Genomic DNA, 16,654 nt, shown 5'->3' on the forward strand with positions numbered 1-16,654 from the left:
TTTACCGGAAGCCGCTCACCGGGACCGCACATCTGCGGCGGGGGCGTGTTTCTTTGCCGGAAAGTCGTTCGACCATTCCGGTGGGAGTCATACTCTCTGCCTCAACCCTGACCGCTCGGGCGGTCCTGGGAAGGGGCGTCATTTCAGGGAATTCCGGGACGGAAGAGGGCGAAGGGCTACCGCGCATGCAAGGCACGGTCGACGGATTCAGCTACGGCCTCGTCACCCCGCTGGCGGCCTATCTCATGGCCTGCCTCGGCGGTGCCCTCGGCCTGCGCTGCACCACCAGATCCATGCTGGTGGCCGGGTCCTGGCGCCCCGGCTGGCTCGCCCTCGGGTCCGCGGCCATCGGCTCCGGCATCTGGACCATGCACTTCATCGCGATGATGGGGTTCACGGTCGAGGAGGCGCCGATCCACTACGACAAGCCCACCACGTACGCCAGCCTGGCCGTCGCCATCGTCATGGTGGGCGTCGGGATCTTCATCGTCGGCTACCGGGGCGCCCGCGGGGCCGCGCTGTTCACCGGCGGCACGATCACCGGTCTGGGCGTGGCCTCGATGCACTACCTGGGCATGGCCGGGATGCGGCTGAACGGGCAGCTGGAGTACAACACCCTCACCGTCTCCGCCTCGGTCGTCATAGCCATGGCCGCCGCGACCGCCGCCCTCTGGGCCGCCGGGCAGGTCAGAGGGTTCCTGTGGAGCATCGGCGCCAGCCTCGTCATGGGCCTCGCGGTCAGCGGCATGCACTACACCGGCATGGCCGCGCTCAGCGTCCACGTCCACGGCACCGCCGCCCCCACCGCCGGCGACTCGCCCGCCGCCCTGCTCGCCCCCATGCTGATCGGCCCGCTGGCCTTCCTCGGCCTCGCGGGCGTCGTCGTTCTGTTCGACCCGCTGATGGTCATGGGCAAGCCCGACTGGCCCCGGCCGGAGAACAAGCCGGGCGTCCCGGCCCACGTCCCCGGCCGCCATCAGCACATCCGCTTCCCGCTCCGCGCCCGCCGCCGGCCGGCCGGCCGCCGGGCCCGCACGCCGCAGAACCACTGATCCCGAGCCCGTTGTCAGTGGCGGGTCGTACGGTGGATGGCATGCGGCCCGTTTCCCAGATCGAACGTACGGTGGCGCCCTTCGAGGTCGTCAGCCCCTACCAGCCGAACGGCGACCAGCCGGCGGCCATCGCCGACCTCGCCCGGCGTGTCGAAGCCGGTGAGAAGGACGTCGTGCTGCTCGGCGCGACCGGCACCGGCAAGTCCGCCACCACCGCGTGGATGATCGAGAAGCTCCAGCGCCCCACGCTGGTCATGGCGCCGAACAAGACCCTGGCCGCCCAGCTGGCGAACGAGTTCCGCGAGCTGCTGCCGAACAACGCCGTCGAGTACTTCGTCTCGTACTACGACTACTACCAGCCCGAGGCCTACGTCCCGCAGTCGGACACCTACATCGAGAAGGACTCCTCGATCAACGAGGAGGTCGAGCGCCTGCGCCACTCCGCGACCAACTCGCTGCTCACCCGGCGTGACGTCGTCGTGGTCGCCTCGGTCTCGTGCATCTACGGCCTCGGCACGCCCCAGGAGTACGTGGACCGCATGGTGCCCCTCCGGGTGGGCGACGAGATCGACCGCGACCAGCTGCTGCGCCGCTTCGTCGACATCCAGTACACGCGCAATGACATGGCCTTCACCCGAGGCACCTTCCGGGTCCGCGGCGACACCATCGAGATCTTCCCGGTCTACGAGGAGCTGGCCGTCCGCATCGAGATGTTCGGCGACGAGATCGAGGCCCTGTCCACGCTCCACCCGATCACCGGCGAGATCGTCAGCGACGACCGGCAGCTCTACGTCTTCCCGGCCTCCCACTACGTCGCCGGCCCCGAGCGCATGGAGCGCGCGGTCAACGACATCGAGAAGGAGCTCGCCGAGCGGCTGACCGATCTGGAGAAGCAGGGCAAGCTCCTGGAGGCCCAGCGGCTGCGCATGCGCACCACCTACGACCTGGAGATGCTCCGCCAGATCGGCACCTGCTCCGGCGTCGAGAACTACTCGATGCACTTCGACGGCCGCTCGCCCGGCTCCCCGCCCAACACGCTGCTGGACTACTTCCCTGAGGACTTCCTCCTCGTCATCGACGAGTCGCACGTCACCGTGCCGCAGATCGGCGCCATGTACGAGGGTGACGCCTCCCGCAAGCGCACCCTCGTCGACCACGGCTTCCGGCTGCCCTCCGCGCTGGACAACCGCCCCCTGAAGTGGGAGGAGTTCCAGGAGCGCATCGGCCAGACCGTCTATCTCTCCGCGACCCCGGGCACCTACGAGCTGTCCCGCGCGGACGGCGTCGTCGAGCAGATCATCCGCCCGACCGGCCTCGTCGACCCGGAGGTCGTCGTCAAGCCGACCGAGGGTCAGATCGACGACCTGGTGCACGAGATCCGCACCCGCGTCGAGCGCGACGAGCGAGTCCTGGTCACCACCCTCACCAAGAAGATGGCCGAGGACCTGACCGACTACTTCCTGGAAATGGGCATCCACGTCCGCTATCTGCACAGCGACGTCGACACCCTGCGCCGCGTCGAACTGCTCCGCGAGCTGCGGGCCGGCGAGTTCGACGTCCTGGTCGGCATCAACCTGCTGCGTGAGGGCCTCGACCTGCCCGAGGTGTCCCTGGTGGCGATCCTCGACGCCGACAAGGAGGGCTTCCTGCGCTCCGGCACCTCCCTGATCCAGACCATCGGCCGCGCGGCGCGCAACGTCTCGGGCCAGGTCCACATGTACGCGGACAAGATCACCCCGGCGATGGAGAAGGCCATCGACGAGACCAACCGCCGCCGGGAGAAGCAGATCGCCTACAACAAGGCGAACGGCATCGACCCGCAGCCGCTGCGCAAGAAGATCAACGACATCGTCGCTCAGATCGCCCGCGAGGAGGTCGACACCGAGCAGCTGCTCGGCACCGGCTACCGGGCCAAGAAGGACGGCCGCGGCACCAAGGCCCCGGTCCCCTCGCTCGCCGCGCACGGGGTCAAGGGCGCGAAGGCCACCAAGGCCGCCAAGCCGGCCAAGGGCAAGGCCAGGGAGACGGTGCCGACCGACCGTCCGGCGGCCGAACTCGCCGAGCAGATCGAGGAGCTGACCGCCCGCATGCGGGCCGCCGCCGCGGACCTCCAGTTCGAGATCGCGGCCCGACTGCGCGACGAGGTCTCCGAGATGAAGAAGGAACTGCGCCAGATGAAGGAGGCGGGCCTGTCCTGACGGCTCCGCGCGGGCGCCGGCCCTCCGCTCCCGGAACCGGCGCCCCGGCAGCCCCGCAGGCCCCGCCACCGGCTGCGCTGTGTTGCAAGACCGACACAAAGTCCGGGCCGGGGTACGGCACTGTCAGTGCCCCTGCGTAGTGTTCAGGTCAACCGCGGACACCGCGGCAACAGGGGACTGTTCGAGAGGGGAATCAGCGCGTGACCGTCAACATGACCAAGGGTCAGGCCATCAGTCTGCAGAAGAACGACGGCGGCAGCCTGACCGCGGTGCGCATGGGTCTCGGCTGGCAGGCGGCCCCGCGACGCGGCCTGTTCGGCTCGCGCACCCGCGAGATCGACCTCGACGCCTCCGCCGTCCTGTTCGCGGACAAGCAGCCGGTCGACGTCGTCTTCTTCCGCCACCTGGTGAGCGACGACGGCTCGGTCCGCCACACCGGCGACAACCTCGTCGGCGGTGTCGGCCAGGGCGGCGACGACGAGGCGATCCTCGTCGACCTGCAGCGCCTCCCGGTCCACATCGACCAGATCGTCTTCACCGTGAACTCCTTCACGGGCCAGACCTTCCAGGAGGTGCAGAACGCGTTCTGCCGCCTGGTCGACGAGACCAACGGCCAGGAGCTGGCCCGCTACACCCTCGCGGGCGGCGGCGCCTACACGGCCCAGATCATGGCGAAGGTGCACCGCGCGGGCGCCGGCTGGTCGATGACCGCCCTCGGCAACCCGGCCAACGGCCGCACCTTCCAGGACCTGATGCCGGCCATCCTGCCGCTGCTCTGACCCGGCCGGCGTCCGGCACACCACACCTACACGGCGACAACAGGGGGACAAGGCGATGACGGCCGAGCTGGTGCGGGGGCAGAACCACCCGCTCTCCCAGGCCCGTCTGGAGATCAGGGTCTCGGCCGGCACGCCGATCGTGGCCGCGGCCACTCTCGGCGACGAGAACGGCAAGGTCCACGGCGTGGAAGGGGTGGCCCACCCGGGCGCACCCACGCTGCCCGGCCTGGAGGTCTCCCGCCAGGCGGCGGCCGACCACCGCCTCGCCGTGGACCTGGACGCCATGCCGGACGCCGTGCACCGGGTTCACGTGCTGCTCTCCCTTCCCGTCGGCACCGCGGGCGGCCCCGGCCGCTTCGGTGCCGTCGCCGCACCCTTCGTCGCGGTCACCGGCCTCGACGGCGCCGAGATAGCCACCTTCACCCTCACCGGCCTGGAGGCCGAGACGGCCGTCGTCGCCCTGGAGCTCTACCGCCGGCAGGGCGCCTGGAAGGTGCGCGCGGTCGGCCAGGGCTACGCGGGCGGTCTCGCCGACCTCTTCGCCGACCAGAGCCTCCCCGAGGCCCACGGCCTCGCCGCCGTCATCAACGACGCGGTGGCCCAGGGCATGGCCCGCTCGGTGGCGGCGCCCCCGCCGCGTACGGCGGACGGCGACCGCACCCGGCAGCCCGCCACCCCCACCCTCGGCCCGGAAGCCGGCGGCGGATCGCCCTACGGCACACCGGGCACTCAGAGGGCCACCGGCTCCCTGCCGGGCTACGGCGCGGACCCGGCCCCGGCGGACCCGTCCGGGTACGGATCGGGCCCCGCCCCGGCGGACCCGTCCGCCGTCACCCAGCCGTCCGTGCCCACCGCAGGCGGCCCGGTCAACTACCACCACCCGCGCCGGCAGAACGCCGCCCCGCCCCCGCCCCCACCGACCGCGCCCCCGGCGGCGCCCGGCCAGCCGGCGCACCCCGTCGCGGGCGACGCGACCGGCTGGTCGATGGACGAGCGGCTCTACAACCAGGTGTGGGGCATGTTCGAGGACCTGGCCCGCACCACGGCGGCCTACCGCAGCGCCGTCGACTTCGCCGACTCGCGCATGGAGAAGGAACTCGAACAGGTCCTCTCCGACCCGCGCAGCCGCATCGGCGGACAGGCCGACGCCGCCCGGGAGGCGGCCCGCGCCAAGCATTCCCAGCTCGTCGACCAGGCCCGCCAGGCCCTCGACCGGGACCTCGCCCAGCTCACCGCGGAGGCGGACGTCGTCGAACCCGCGCTGCCGTCGGCGTACGCGGGCTGGGACAACCCGGTCTGGCACGGCTACCAGGTGCCGATGGAACTGCCGATGGCCGTGCGCCTCGGCGACCTGCACCTGCCGGAGTGCGCCCGGCTGCGCATCCCGATGCTGGTCCGGCTGCCGCTGGAGCGCGGTCTGTGGATCGACAGCGGGCGCGCGGGATCGCTCGACGGCTCGTTCACCGACACGCACGAGTCGCGCCGCCTGGCGATGGAGTCGGCGGTGGCGCACACGGCCCGGCTGCTCGCCGTCCACCCGGCGGGCGAGTTCACCGTCTACGTCATCGACCCGGCCGGGTCCGGCGCGCAGGCACTGGCACCGCTGGTGCAGACCGGCGTCCTCGCGGCGCCGCCCGCGCTGGGCGCCGCGGGGGTGGCGGACGTGCTGTCCCGGCTGACCCAGCGGGTCGACCTGGTGCAGATGGCGGTGCGCGGCGGTGCCGCCGACTCGCTCCCGCCGGGCTTCGACACCTCCCGCCACCTGCTGGTGGTCAACGACTTCCCGCACGGCTTCGACGACCGGGCCGTCACACAGCTGCGGTACCTCGCGGACGAGGGCCCCGACGTCGGCGTCCACCTGATGATGGTCGCGGACCGCGAGGACGCCGCGGGGTACGGCCCGCTGCTCGATCCGCTGTGGCGCTCGCTGCTGCGGCTGACGCCGGTGCCGGACGACCACCTCGCCGACCCGTGGGTCGGGCACGCCTGGACGTACGAGCCGCCGCTCGTGCCGCCCGGCAGCCAGGTGCTCCAGCAGGTGCTCACCCAGGTCGCGGCGGCTCGCCGAGCCTGGCGCCCATGACCCTCACCCAGTACTGGGCCAAGCCTTAGTAAAGCGGCCTGACCTGGTCATTTACCTTTCCCTTTACCAATCGCTTTACCTTTCCTTGGTGATTGGGGTACTCTTTTCCGCACGGAGGGGAGTACTCCCTGTCTGCTGCGGCGTACCCGTCAATACGGATCTGGCCAGATCCCGGGGCGTCGGCCCATCGTGGGTGGAAGAGACCTCCGGCAGCGCGACGACGCTGACTGTTCTGTTCGCCGCTACGTACTGCCGGAGGCGCAGTGGAAGTTTCCGTGACCCTGTGGGTCCTGACGGTCGTGGGCCTCGCCGCCCTGATCGCGGTCGATTTCTTCATCGGCCGCAAGCCCCATGACGTATCCATCAAGGAAGCCGGGATCTGGACCGTCGTCTGGATCGTCCTCGCCGGTCTCTTCGGGCTCGGCCTGCTCTTCTTCGGCGGCGGCCAGCCCGCCGGCGAGTTCTTCGCGGGCTTCATCACCGAGAAGTCGCTGAGCGTCGACAACCTCTTCGTCTTCGTCCTGATCATGGCGAAGTTCGCGGTTCCGTCGCAGTACCAGCAGCGGGTGCTGCTCATCGGCGTCCTCATAGCCCTGGTGCTGCGAGCGATCTTCATCGCCGCCGGCGCCGCCATCCTCGCCAGCTTCGCGTGGGTGTTCTACATCTTCGGCGCCTTCCTGATCTGGACCGCCTGGAAGCTCATCCAGGAGGCCCGGGCCGACGAGGAGGACGAGGAGTGGGAGGAGAACAAGCTCCTCAAGGCCGCCGAGCGCCGCTTCGGCGTGGCCGACCGATACCACGGCACCAAGCTGTGGATCGAGCAGAACGGCAAGCGCGTCATGACGCCGATGCTGGTCGTGATGCTAGCGATCGGCACCACCGACGTCCTGTTCGCCCTCGACTCCATCCCGGCGATCTTCGGCCTCACGCAGGACCCGTACATCGTCTTCACCGCCAACGCCTTCGCCCTCATGGGTCTGCGGCAGCTGTACTTCCTCATCGGCGGCCTGCTGAAGAAGCTGGTCCACCTGTCGTACGGCCTGTCCGTCATCCTGGGCTTCATCGGCGTCAAACTGGTGCTGCACGCCCTGCACGAGTCCGGGGTCCACGTCCCCGAGATCAGCATCCCGGTCTCCCTCGGCGTGATCTGCGCCGTCCTGATCGTCACCACGATCACCAGCCTGATGGCCACCAGGAAGCAGACCGAGGCCGAGGCGGCGCGGACGGAGGGTGAGCAGAACCCGAAGGACAGCGTCGACGCCTGATCGCGTCGTACTGACAGCGCACCCAGCACCGGGAGCGGCAGCGGCGCACCGCCGACCGCCGCTCCCGGTGCCGCGTTTCCGGCACCGTGCACCGACGCACGCGACAACACACCGACCACCGAGGAGGGCCACCGACACGAGCGAAGACGTGACCGGGCGACGAGACGCGAACGCGAGGAGGAGATGTAGGAGCCGGCCAGAAGGAACACCTGACCAGCGGGAGCTGGACCGTCGAACGGCCCGCGGACCGGAATGCGAGGCCACAGCCCGGCTGCGACGATCGCCACATGATCGTTCGGCTCAGGTCGCTCACCCACCAGTGGACGTTCCTCGTGCCGGTGCTCGCCGTGATCCTGCTGGTCTTCACCTGGGGTCGTGATCTTCCCGGCGCGGTCGTCGCGGTCGTGACCCTGGTGCTGGCCGGCTCGGTGCTCTCCGCCGTGCACCACGCCGAGGTCGTCGCCCACCGGGTCGGGGAGCCCTTCGGTTCCCTCGTCCTCGCCGTCGCCGTCACGATCATCGAAGTCGCTCTGATCGTCACCTTGATGGCCGACGGCGGCGACAAGAGCGCGACCCTGGCGCGGGACACCGTCTTCGCGGCCGTGATGATCACGTGCAACGGCATCGTCGGCCTCTGTCTCCTGGTCGCCTCGCTGCGGCACGGCACGGCGCTCTTCAACCCCGAGGGCACCGGCGCCGCCCTCGCCACGGTCGCCACCCTGGCCACGCTCAGCCTGGTACTGCCGACGTTCACCACCAGCAAGCCGGGCCCCGAGTTCTCCGGGGTGCAGCTCACCTTCGCCGCGATCTCGTCGCTGGCCCTGTACGGCCTGTTCGTGGCGACCCAGACGGTCAGACACCGCGACTACTTCCTGCCCATCACCCGGCAGGGAGAGGTGATGAGCGAGGACGCCCATGCCGACGCGCCGTCCGCCCGCACCGCCTGGCTCAGTCTCGGGCTGCTCGGCCTCGCCCTGGTCGGCGTGGTCGGGCTGGCCAAGGGCGTGTCGCCGACCATCGAGTCCGGCGTGGCGGCCGCCGGGCTGCCGCACGCCGTGGTCGGCGTCATCATCGCCTTGCTCGTGCTGCTCCCCGAGACCATCGCCGCACTGCGCTCCGCCCGCCGCGACCGGGTCCAGACCAGCCTCAACCTGGCGCTCGGCTCCGCGATGGCCAGCATCGGCCTGACCATTCCCGCCGTGGCCCTCGCCTCCGTCTGGCTCTCCGGACCACTCGTCCTCGGCCTGGGCGCCACCCACATGGTGCTGCTCGCGCTGACCGTGGTCGTGGCGTCGCTGACGGTCGTACCGGGCCGTGCCACCCCCCTCCAGGGCGGTGTGCACCTGGTGCTGTTCGCGGCCTACCTGGAGCTGGCGATCAATCCATGACCGGCTTCGCCACCGCGACCGGCACCGGACGGGTCTCCGGCAGCAGCGCGAAGCACGCCAGGCTGAGCAGGGCGATCCCGGTCAGATAGGCGCCCACGCCCCACGGCACCCGGCCGCCCTGCTCGGCCAGAGCGGTCGCCGCGATCGGGGTGAGAGCGCCGCCCAGCACCCCGCCGAGGTTGTAGCCGACGGCCGCGCCCGTGCAGCGCACCCGCGGCTCGTACAGCTCGGGCAGATAGGCGGCGATCACCGCGAACATCGTGATGAACGCGAGCATCGCGCCGAGGAACCCGAGGAACATCAGCAGCGGCGCGCCGGTCGAGAGCAGCGCCACCATCGGGAACATCCACAGGGCGGTGGCCGCGCAGCCGGCCAGGCACATCGGCCGCCGGCCGTACCGGTCGCCGAGCACCGCCGCCACCGGGGTGAGCGCGCCCTTCACCACCACCGCGGCCATGATGCAGGTCAGCATCACGCTGCGGCTCACCTCCAGCCGTTCCGTGCCGTAGGCGAGGGACCAGGTGGTGACGGCGTAGAAGACCGCGTAGCCGACGGCGAGGGCGCCGGCGGTCAGCAGGACCAGTCGCCAGTGGCCGCGCACGACCTCGGCGAGCGGCACGCGCGCGGGCTCCTCGATCTCCAGGAAGCGGGGGCTCTCGGCGAGCGACGAGCGCAGCCACAGCCCCACGGCGGCCAGCACCCCCGCCGCCCAGAACGGCACCCGCCAGCCCCACGCGGCGAACTCCGCCTCCGACAAGGTGGCCGACAGAACCAGCATCGAGCCGTTGGCGAGCAGGAAGCCCACCGCGGGCCCGACCTGCGGAAAACTCGACCACAGCGCGCGCCGCTCGGCGGGCGCGTGCTCGGCGGTCAGCAGCACCGCCCCGCCCCACTCCCCGCCGAGCCCCAGCCCCTGGAGGAAGCGCAGGGTGACGAGCAGCAGGGGAGCGGCCATGCCGATCGAGCCGTACGTCGGCAGACAGCCGACCGCGACCGTGGAGGCCCCCGTCAGCAGCAGCGAGACGACCAGGACCGGCCGGCGTCCGCGCCGGTCCCCGATGTGCCCGAACAGCACCGACCCCAGCGGCCGCGCCACGAATCCCACGCCGAAGGTCGCGAACGCGGCCAGCGTGCCCGCCAGCGGGGAGACGGTCGGGAAGAACAGCGGCCCGAGGACCAGCGCGGCAGCGGTCCCGTAGACGAAGAAGTCGTAGAACTCGATGGCGGTACCGGCCAGGGCGGCGCTCGCGAGCCGCAGCATGGACGGTGCCTTTACGGTGCGTACGTCGTGCATGCCGCGTCAACTACCCACAGTGATCGCGGGTTACGGGGGCGCGTGGAGGTGGCCGGTCCGCTTCAGTATGTGATCGTAATGCGCCGGGCCGGGCCGTCGACCCGTACCGTGCCGCCGTACGGGAGCACGAGTTGCGGGTCCGTGTGGCCGCAGTCGACGTCGAAGACGATCGGGGTGTCGGGGGCGTACACGCGCATGGCGCGCAGTACGGCCTCGCGCTGGTCGGCGGCGTAACGGGCGCCCTCATCGGGGCTGTTGGGGCGCTCGAAGGACCAGGTCTTGGCGCGCGCCATCAGCAGCGCGGAGAACTGCCGCAGCAGCCCGCGCTCGCCCATGTTGCGCAGCGTGCGGTAGACCTCCGCGGCGCTCGGCAGTTCCTCCGAGGTCTCCAGGAACAGCACGTCGCCCTGGTATTCCGCCGGGTCGCGGGCGATCTCACGGTCGGCCATCAGCATCCAGCCGAGGATCTCCAGATTGCCGCCCCAGCTGCGGCCCTCCACCACGCGGTCGGCGTTCACCCAGGTCCAGCCGTCGTTGGGCCGGCTCGGCGGCTCCTCTTGGAAGGTCGCGGGGTCGGCCCAGTCGCGGTCCACGTCGTTCCACCGCTCGGCGGGACGCAGCTCGTACGGGCCGGAGGTGAACAGCGCCGCCCGCAGCGAGTCCGCCGTCCGCGGGTTCATGGCGCCGGGGCGGCCCAGTTCCACCATCACGCTCGCGCCGTGGTATCCGACGATGCCGGTGTTGCGCAGGTAGACCAGCAGGTTGGTGTTGTCGCTCATCCCGACGAACGGCTTCGGGTTGGCCCGGATCAGCTCCCGGTCCAGCAGCGGCAGCACGGTGATCTGGTCGTCGCCGCCGATCGAGGCGATCACCGCCTTGATGTCCGGGTCGGCGAAGGCGGCGTGGATGTCGTCGGCCCGCTCGCGCGGTGTCGCCCCCATCTTCCGGGTCGCCGGGTACTCGACCGGTTCGAGGCCGAACTCGCCGCGCAGCCGCTCCAGGCCGAGCTCGTGGGGGCGCGGGAAGAGGCCGGGCAGGCCGCTGGCCGGGGAGATGACGGCTATGCGGTCGCCGGGGGAGGGCTTGGGAGGGTACTCCGGTGTGATCATGCCGGGAGGGTACGGCCGGTCGAGCCGCCGACGCACCGTGATAAACCGGGTCGAGCAGCGGTCCCGGCCGGACCGCCCCACCTCGAACGACCGGAGGAACAGTGCCCCGCACCCTGGCCAACGCCCCGATCATGATTCTCAACGGCCCCAACCTGAACCTCCTCGGGCAGCGCCAGCCGGAGATCTACGGCTCCGACACCCTCGCCGACGTCGAGGCGCTGTGCGCCAAGGCGGCGGCCGCGCACGGCGGCACCATCGACCTGCGGCAGACCAACCACGAGGGCCAGTTGGTCGACTGGATCCACGAGGCGCGGGAGAACCACTGCGCGATCGTCATCAACCCCGGTGCCTACACGCACACTTCCGTCGCGCTGTTCGACGCGCTGAACACCTGTGACGGCATGCCGGTGGTGGAGGTCCACATCTCCAACATCCACAAGCGGGAGTCGTTCCGGCACATCTCCTACGTCTCCCTGCGCGCCGACGGCATCATCGCCGGCTGCGGCATCCAGGGATACGTGTTCGGCGTGGAACGCGTCGCCGCGCTGCTCGGGGAGACTCGGGCGGAGGCGTAACCCCTGGGGGCGTGTCCCGCCCTGGGCCGCCGGCCGAGGGCGGGGATCGAAGACCGGCGGCCCGTGCCACGCGGAAACGTCATCGGGAACGTCATCCCGCGCGGGGCTGCCATCAGTTGACCGCGCGATGCGGTTCGCGGGGAGCGTGCGCGGGGCCTCGGTGCGTGCACGCCGTTCACACGGGGCGCGCGTGCGATGCCGCGCGCCCCGACGTCACCCGGGGTTCACCACCCCCGCGCCCGCCACTCCGGCAGCTGCGGGCGCTCCGTGCCCAGCGTGGTGTCGTTGCCGTGTCCCGGGTAGACCCACGTCTCGTCCGGGAGGACGTCGAAGATCTTGGTCTCGACGTCGTGGATCAGGCTGGCGAACGCCTTGGGGTTCTTGTGGGTGTTGCCGACACCGCCGGGAAAGAGGCAGTCGCCCGTGAAGACGTGGGGGTGCCCGTGCGGGTCGTCGTAGACGAGGGCGATCGACCCGGGCGTGTGGCCGACGAGGTGGCGCGCGGTGAGCTCCACGCGCCCCACCCGGATGACGTCGCCGTCGTCGACCAGCACGTCGGTCGGCACGGGGATGCCCTCGGCGTCGTCGCGGCCCGCGTACGTACGGGCGCCGGTGGCCGCGACGACCTCGGCGAGCGCCTGCCAGTGGTCTCCGTGGCGGTGGGTGGTGACGACGGAGGCGATGCCGTCGTCACCGATCATGCCGAGCAGCGTCCGCGCCTCGTTCGCCGCGTCGATCAGCAACTGCTCGTCCGTGGCCCGGCAGCGCAGCAGATAGGCGTTGTTGTCCATCGGGCCGACCGCGATCTTGGTGATCATCAGGTCCTTGAGCTCGTGCACGTCCGCCGGGCCGCCGACCGTCACCTGTCCGCTGTACGTCATGGCCGCCAGTCTAGGTCGCGGTCACAGCGGAGGCAGCGGCGGCAGCGTCCCGCCCGCCACGGTCAGCCCCGACCCGTCGCGCCGGCCCGCGAGCCAGCCGAGCAGCTCCGCGCGGGTGCCCCGCACGGTGACCTCGGGGACGTCGGCCTCCCGGCCGGTGCTCCACGCGCGCGTGCCGTCCGTCAGACGGGTCGGCGGCACCTCGGGGCTGCCCGTGAAGCGGTCGGCGAGGAAGTCGATCTCCCGCTCCGTGAACTCCGCCGGCAGGTCCTCCAGCTCGTAGCCGATGCCGAGGTCCACGTGGTGCAGTTCGACCTCGACCCACCGCCGGAAGGGCACCCGGGACGCCGAGTCGGTGACGCCGTTGCGCAGCTCCACGGTCCGCGACCAGTCGGCGGGCGCCGCCCCCGTCTCCTGGAAGCGCTCGGCGCTCGCGCGGACGTCGGCGAGCTGGACGTCGAGGGCCCGGGGGGCGTCCCGCTCGATGTCGTCGTTCCGGGCCTCGCCGGAGACGTACATGGGCCGGCCTTCCAGGACGTTCACGAGGGCGTCCGCGTTGCGGGCCAGGTGGGCGAGGACGTGGCCGCGGGTCCAGCCGGGCAGCCGTGACGGTTCCGTCACGGTCGCGTTGTCCAACTTGGCGGCTGCGGTGAGCAGCCGCTCGGTCGCCTCGCGTACAGACACCAGGTCACGAGCGTGATCAATCATGGGCCTGACCCTAGCCCCGCCACTCCTTCGGGTGAAGGAGGCGGACCGGGGCCATAAATCGAATGCGCGTGCTATATGGTCGAAGGCGGCGTCGGGCATGCTGGATGGTCGGGGATTGTTATGCGACCGGGAAATCCGACCGGCGTTGTCAGTGGCTCCCCCTAGTCTGAGGAAGACGGGGGCCCCGCCCCTGTCACTTCTCTCAAGAAAGGTGCGGACCGGCGTGGCCGACCGTCTCATCGTCCGTGGCGCGCGTGAGCACAACCTGAAGAACGTCTCGCTCGACCTGCCACGTGACTCGCTCATCGTCTTCACGGGCCTGTCCGGGTCGGGCAAGTCCTCCCTGGCCTTCGACACCATCTTCGCCGAGGGCCAGCGGCGCTACGTGGAGTCGCTCTCCTCGTACGCCCGCCAGTTCCTCGGCCAGATGGACAAGCCGGACGTCGACTTCATCGAGGGCCTCTCCCCGGCGGTCTCCATCGACCAGAAGTCGACCTCGCGCAACCCGCGCTCGACGGTCGGCACCATCACCGAGGTCTACGACTACCTCCGGCTGCTCTTCGCCCGCATCGGCAAGCCGCACTGTCCCGAGTGCGGCCGCCCGATCTCGCGCCAGTCGCCGCAGGCCATCGTGGACAAGGTCCTGGAGCTGCCGGAGGGGAGCCGCTTCCAGGTGCTCTCACCGCTGGTGCGCGAGCGCAAGGGCGAGTTCGTCGACCTCTTCGCCGACCTCCAGACCAAGGGCTACTCCCGCGCGCGCGTGGACGGCGAGACGATCCAGCTCTCCGACCCGCCGACCCTGAAGAAGCAGGAGAAGCACACCATCGAGGTGGTCGTCGACCGCCTCACGGTCAAGGACTCTGCCAAGCGCCGCCTCACCGACTCCGTGGAGACCGCCCTCGGCCTGTCCGGCGGCATGGTCGTGCTCGACTTCGTCGACCTCCCCGAGGACGACCCCGAGCGCGAGCGGATGTACTCGGAGCACCTGTACTGCCCGTACGACGACCTGTCCTTCGAGGAGCTGGAGCCGCGCTCCTTCTCCTTCAACTCGCCCTTCGGCGCCTGCCCCGAGTGCACCGGCATCGGCACGCGCATGGAGGTCGACCCCGAGCTGATCGTCCCGGACCCGGACAAGTCCCTCGACGAGGGCGCCATCCACCCCTGGTCGCACGGTCACACCAAGGACTACTTCGGCCGTCTGATCGGCGCCCTCGCGGACGCGCTGGGCTTCCGCACCGACATCCCGTTCGCGGGCCTGCCGCAGCGCGCCAGGAAGGCCCTGCTGTACGGCCACAAGACGCAGATCGAGGTCCGCTACCGCAACCGGTACGGCCGCGAGCGCGTGTACACCACGCCGTTCGAGGGCGCCGTGCCCTTCGTCAAGCGCCGGCACAGCGAGGCCGAGAGCGACGCGAGCCGCGAACGCTTCGAGGGCTACATGCGCGAGGTGCCCTGCCCCACCTGTGAGGGCACGCGCCTGAAGCCGATCGTCCTCGCGGTCACGATCATGGAGAAGTCGATCGCCGAGGTCTCCGCGATGTCCATCAGCGACTGCGCGGAGTTCCTGGGCGAGCTGAAGCTCAACGCCCGCGACAAGAAGATCGCCGAGCGGGTGCTGAAGGAGGTCAACGAGCGGCTGCGGTTCCTGGTCGACGTCGGCCTGGACTACCTCTCGCTGAACCGCGCGGCCGGCACGCTCTCCGGCGGCGAGGCCCAGCGCATCCGGCTCGCCACCCAGATCGGCTCCGGTCTCGTCGGCGTCCTCTACGTCCTCGACGAGCCGTCCATCGGCCTGCACCAGCGCGACAACCACCGGCTGATCGAGACCCTGGTCAGGCTGCGCGACATGGGCAACACGCTCATCGTCGTCGAGCACGACGAGGACACCATCAAGGTCGCCGACTGGATCGTCGACATCGGCCCCGGCGCCGGTGAGCACGGCGGCAAGGTGGTGCACAGCGGCTCCCTGAAGGAACTGCTCGCCAACGCCGAGTCGCAGACCGGCCAGTACCTGGCGGGCAAGAAGTCCATCCCGGTGCCGGACATCCGGCGCCCGCTCGACCCGTCCCGCCGGCTCACCGTGCACGGCGCCCGCGAGAACAACCTCAGGGACATCGACGTCTCGTTCCCGCTCGGCGTGTTCACGGCCGTCACCGGCGTCTCCGGCTCCGGCAAGTCGACCCTGGTCAACGACATCCTGTACACCCACCTGGCCCGCGAACTGAACGGCGCGCGGACCGTCCCCGGGCGGCACACGCGCGTGGACGGCGACGACCTCGTCGACAAGGTGGTGCACGTCGACCAGTCGCCCATCGGCCGCACCCCGCGGTCGAACCCGGCGACCTACACCGGCGTCTTCGACCACATCCGCAAGCTGTTCGCCGAGACCACCGAGGCGAAGGTCCGCGGCTACATGCCCGGCCGCTTCTCCTTCAACGTCAAGGGCGGCCGCTGCGAGAACTGCGCGGGCGACGGCACCATCAAGATCGAGATGAACTTCCTCCCGGACGTCTACGTCCCGTGCGAGGTCTGCCACGGCGCCCGGTACAACCGGGAGACCCTGGAGGTCCACTACAAGGGCAAGTCCATCGCCGAGGTCCTGAACATGCCGATCGAGGAGGCGATGCACTTCTTCGAGGCCGTCCCGGCGATCTCCCGCCACCTGAAGACGCTGAACGACGTCGGCCTCGGCTACGTCCGCCTCGGCCAGTCCGCGACCACCCTGTCCGGCGGTGAGGCGCAGCGCGTCAAGCTCGCCAGCGAGCTGCAGAAGCGCTCCACCGGCCGTACGGTCTACGTCCTGGACGAGCCGACCACCGGTCTGCACTTCGAGGACATCAGCAAGCTGCTGAAGGTCCTGTCCGGCCTGGTCGACAAGGGCAACACGGTCATCGTCATCGAGCACAACCTCGACGTGATCAAGACCGCCGACTGGATCGTCGACATGGGTCCCGAGGGCGGCGCGGGCGGCGGTGTCGTGGTCGCCGAGGGCACCCCCGAGGAGGTCGCCGCGGTCCCGGCCAGCCACACCGGCAAGTTCCTGCGGGAGGTCCTCGGCGCCGACCGGATCAGCGACGCCGAGCCGGTCCGGACCCCCGCGCGGAGCACGGCCCGGAAGACTGTCGCCGCCAGGTCCACGGCGAAGAAGACCGTCACCGCCAAGAGCGCCAACAACACGGCGACCAAGAAGGCTGCCGCGGCCACGAAGAAAGCAGCGCCCGCGAAGAAGACCACGCGGGCCCGCAAGGCCTGATCTCGCGCGGCGACGCGCGGTGCCCCGGGGGACGGACCGTTCGGACCGTTCCCCCGGGGCACCGCGCGT

General features: G+C 70.7%; 12 protein-coding genes. 8 read left to right on the top strand and 4 right to left on the bottom strand.

All coding sequences use genetic code 11. From position 1 onward, the window contains the following. Positions 1 to 185 precede the first annotated feature (185 nt). From ACSU6L_RS28445 to ACSU6L_RS28470, 6 genes are all read left to right on the top strand, one after another. Entirely contained in the window at positions 186 to 1,052 is an 867-nt protein-coding gene (locus tag ACSU6L_RS28445; protein WP_437061308.1) for an MHYT domain-containing protein, read from the top strand. A gap of 41 nt (positions 1,053 to 1,093) precedes the next feature. Then, complete coding sequence (gene uvrB / locus ACSU6L_RS28450) at positions 1,094 to 3,250, top strand: excinuclease ABC subunit UvrB (RefSeq protein WP_437061310.1); 2,157 nt, start codon at positions 1,094 to 1,096, stop codon at positions 3,248 to 3,250. A gap of 200 nt (positions 3,251 to 3,450) precedes the next feature. Continuing rightward, a complete protein-coding gene (locus ACSU6L_RS28455; protein WP_073942382.1) occupies positions 3,451 to 4,029 on the top strand; it encodes a TerD family protein in 579 nt (192 codons plus the stop codon). A 55-nt stretch (positions 4,030 to 4,084) separates the two neighbouring features. Beyond that, positions 4,085 to 6,112: a TerD family protein gene (locus ACSU6L_RS28460; RefSeq protein ID WP_437061312.1), complete on the top strand. Its 2,028-nt coding sequence runs from the start codon at positions 4,085 to 4,087 to the stop codon at positions 6,110 to 6,112. Between the two features lie 263 nt (positions 6,113 to 6,375). After that, complete coding sequence (locus tag ACSU6L_RS28465; protein ID WP_437061314.1) at positions 6,376 to 7,377, top strand: TerC/Alx family metal homeostasis membrane protein; 1,002 nt, start codon at positions 6,376 to 6,378, stop codon at positions 7,375 to 7,377. A 287-nt stretch (positions 7,378 to 7,664) separates the two neighbouring features. Beyond that, a complete protein-coding gene (locus ACSU6L_RS28470; RefSeq protein WP_437061316.1) occupies positions 7,665 to 8,765 on the top strand; it encodes a calcium:proton antiporter in 1,101 nt (366 codons plus the stop codon). Here the strand turns inward: ACSU6L_RS28470 and ACSU6L_RS28475 are convergent. Both ACSU6L_RS28475 and ACSU6L_RS28480 read right to left on the bottom strand, forming a co-directional pair. After that, positions 8,755 to 10,026 (bottom strand): MFS transporter, encoded by a 1,272-nt coding sequence (locus ACSU6L_RS28475; RefSeq protein ID WP_437061318.1) that lies wholly within the window; start codon positions 10,024 to 10,026, stop codon positions 8,755 to 8,757. The genes ACSU6L_RS28470 and ACSU6L_RS28475 overlap by 11 nt on opposite strands. A 95-nt stretch (positions 10,027 to 10,121) precedes the next feature. Further along, on the bottom strand, positions 10,122 to 11,168 hold the full coding sequence (locus tag ACSU6L_RS28480) for a S66 family peptidase (RefSeq protein WP_437061320.1): 1,047 nt from the start codon (positions 11,166 to 11,168) through the stop codon (positions 10,122 to 10,124). A gap of 101 nt (positions 11,169 to 11,269) precedes the next feature. Here ACSU6L_RS28480 and aroQ point away from each other — a divergent pair, with 101 nt between their 5' ends. Further along, a complete protein-coding gene (gene aroQ / locus ACSU6L_RS28485; protein ID WP_365512248.1) occupies positions 11,270 to 11,743 on the top strand; it encodes a type II 3-dehydroquinate dehydratase in 474 nt (157 codons plus the stop codon). 224 nt (positions 11,744 to 11,967) lie between these two features. Here the strand turns inward: aroQ and ACSU6L_RS28490 are convergent, their stop codons facing one another. Continuing rightward, the gene (locus tag ACSU6L_RS28490; RefSeq protein WP_365512251.1) at positions 11,968 to 12,624 is read right to left on the bottom strand and encodes an MBL fold metallo-hydrolase; all 657 of its coding nucleotides are present in this window, start codon (positions 12,622 to 12,624) and stop codon (positions 11,968 to 11,970) included. Positions 12,625 to 12,645: 21 nt separating this feature from the next. Next, positions 12,646 to 13,332, bottom strand: a complete 687-nt coding sequence (locus ACSU6L_RS28495) for a maleylpyruvate isomerase family mycothiol-dependent enzyme (RefSeq protein ID WP_437061323.1) — start codon at positions 13,330 to 13,332, stop codon at positions 12,646 to 12,648. A gap of 223 nt (positions 13,333 to 13,555) precedes the next feature. Between ACSU6L_RS28495 and uvrA the strand changes: the two genes are divergently transcribed. Further along, positions 13,556 to 16,585 (top strand): excinuclease ABC subunit UvrA, encoded by a 3,030-nt coding sequence (gene uvrA, locus ACSU6L_RS28500; protein ID WP_437061325.1) that lies wholly within the window; start codon positions 13,556 to 13,558, stop codon positions 16,583 to 16,585. The last annotated feature ends 69 nt before the right edge of the window (positions 16,586 to 16,654 follow it).

The sequence above is a fragment of the Streptomyces sp. enrichment culture genome (assembly GCF_964272855.1).
Lineage (GTDB): Bacteria > Actinomycetota > Actinomycetes > Streptomycetales > Streptomycetaceae > Streptomyces.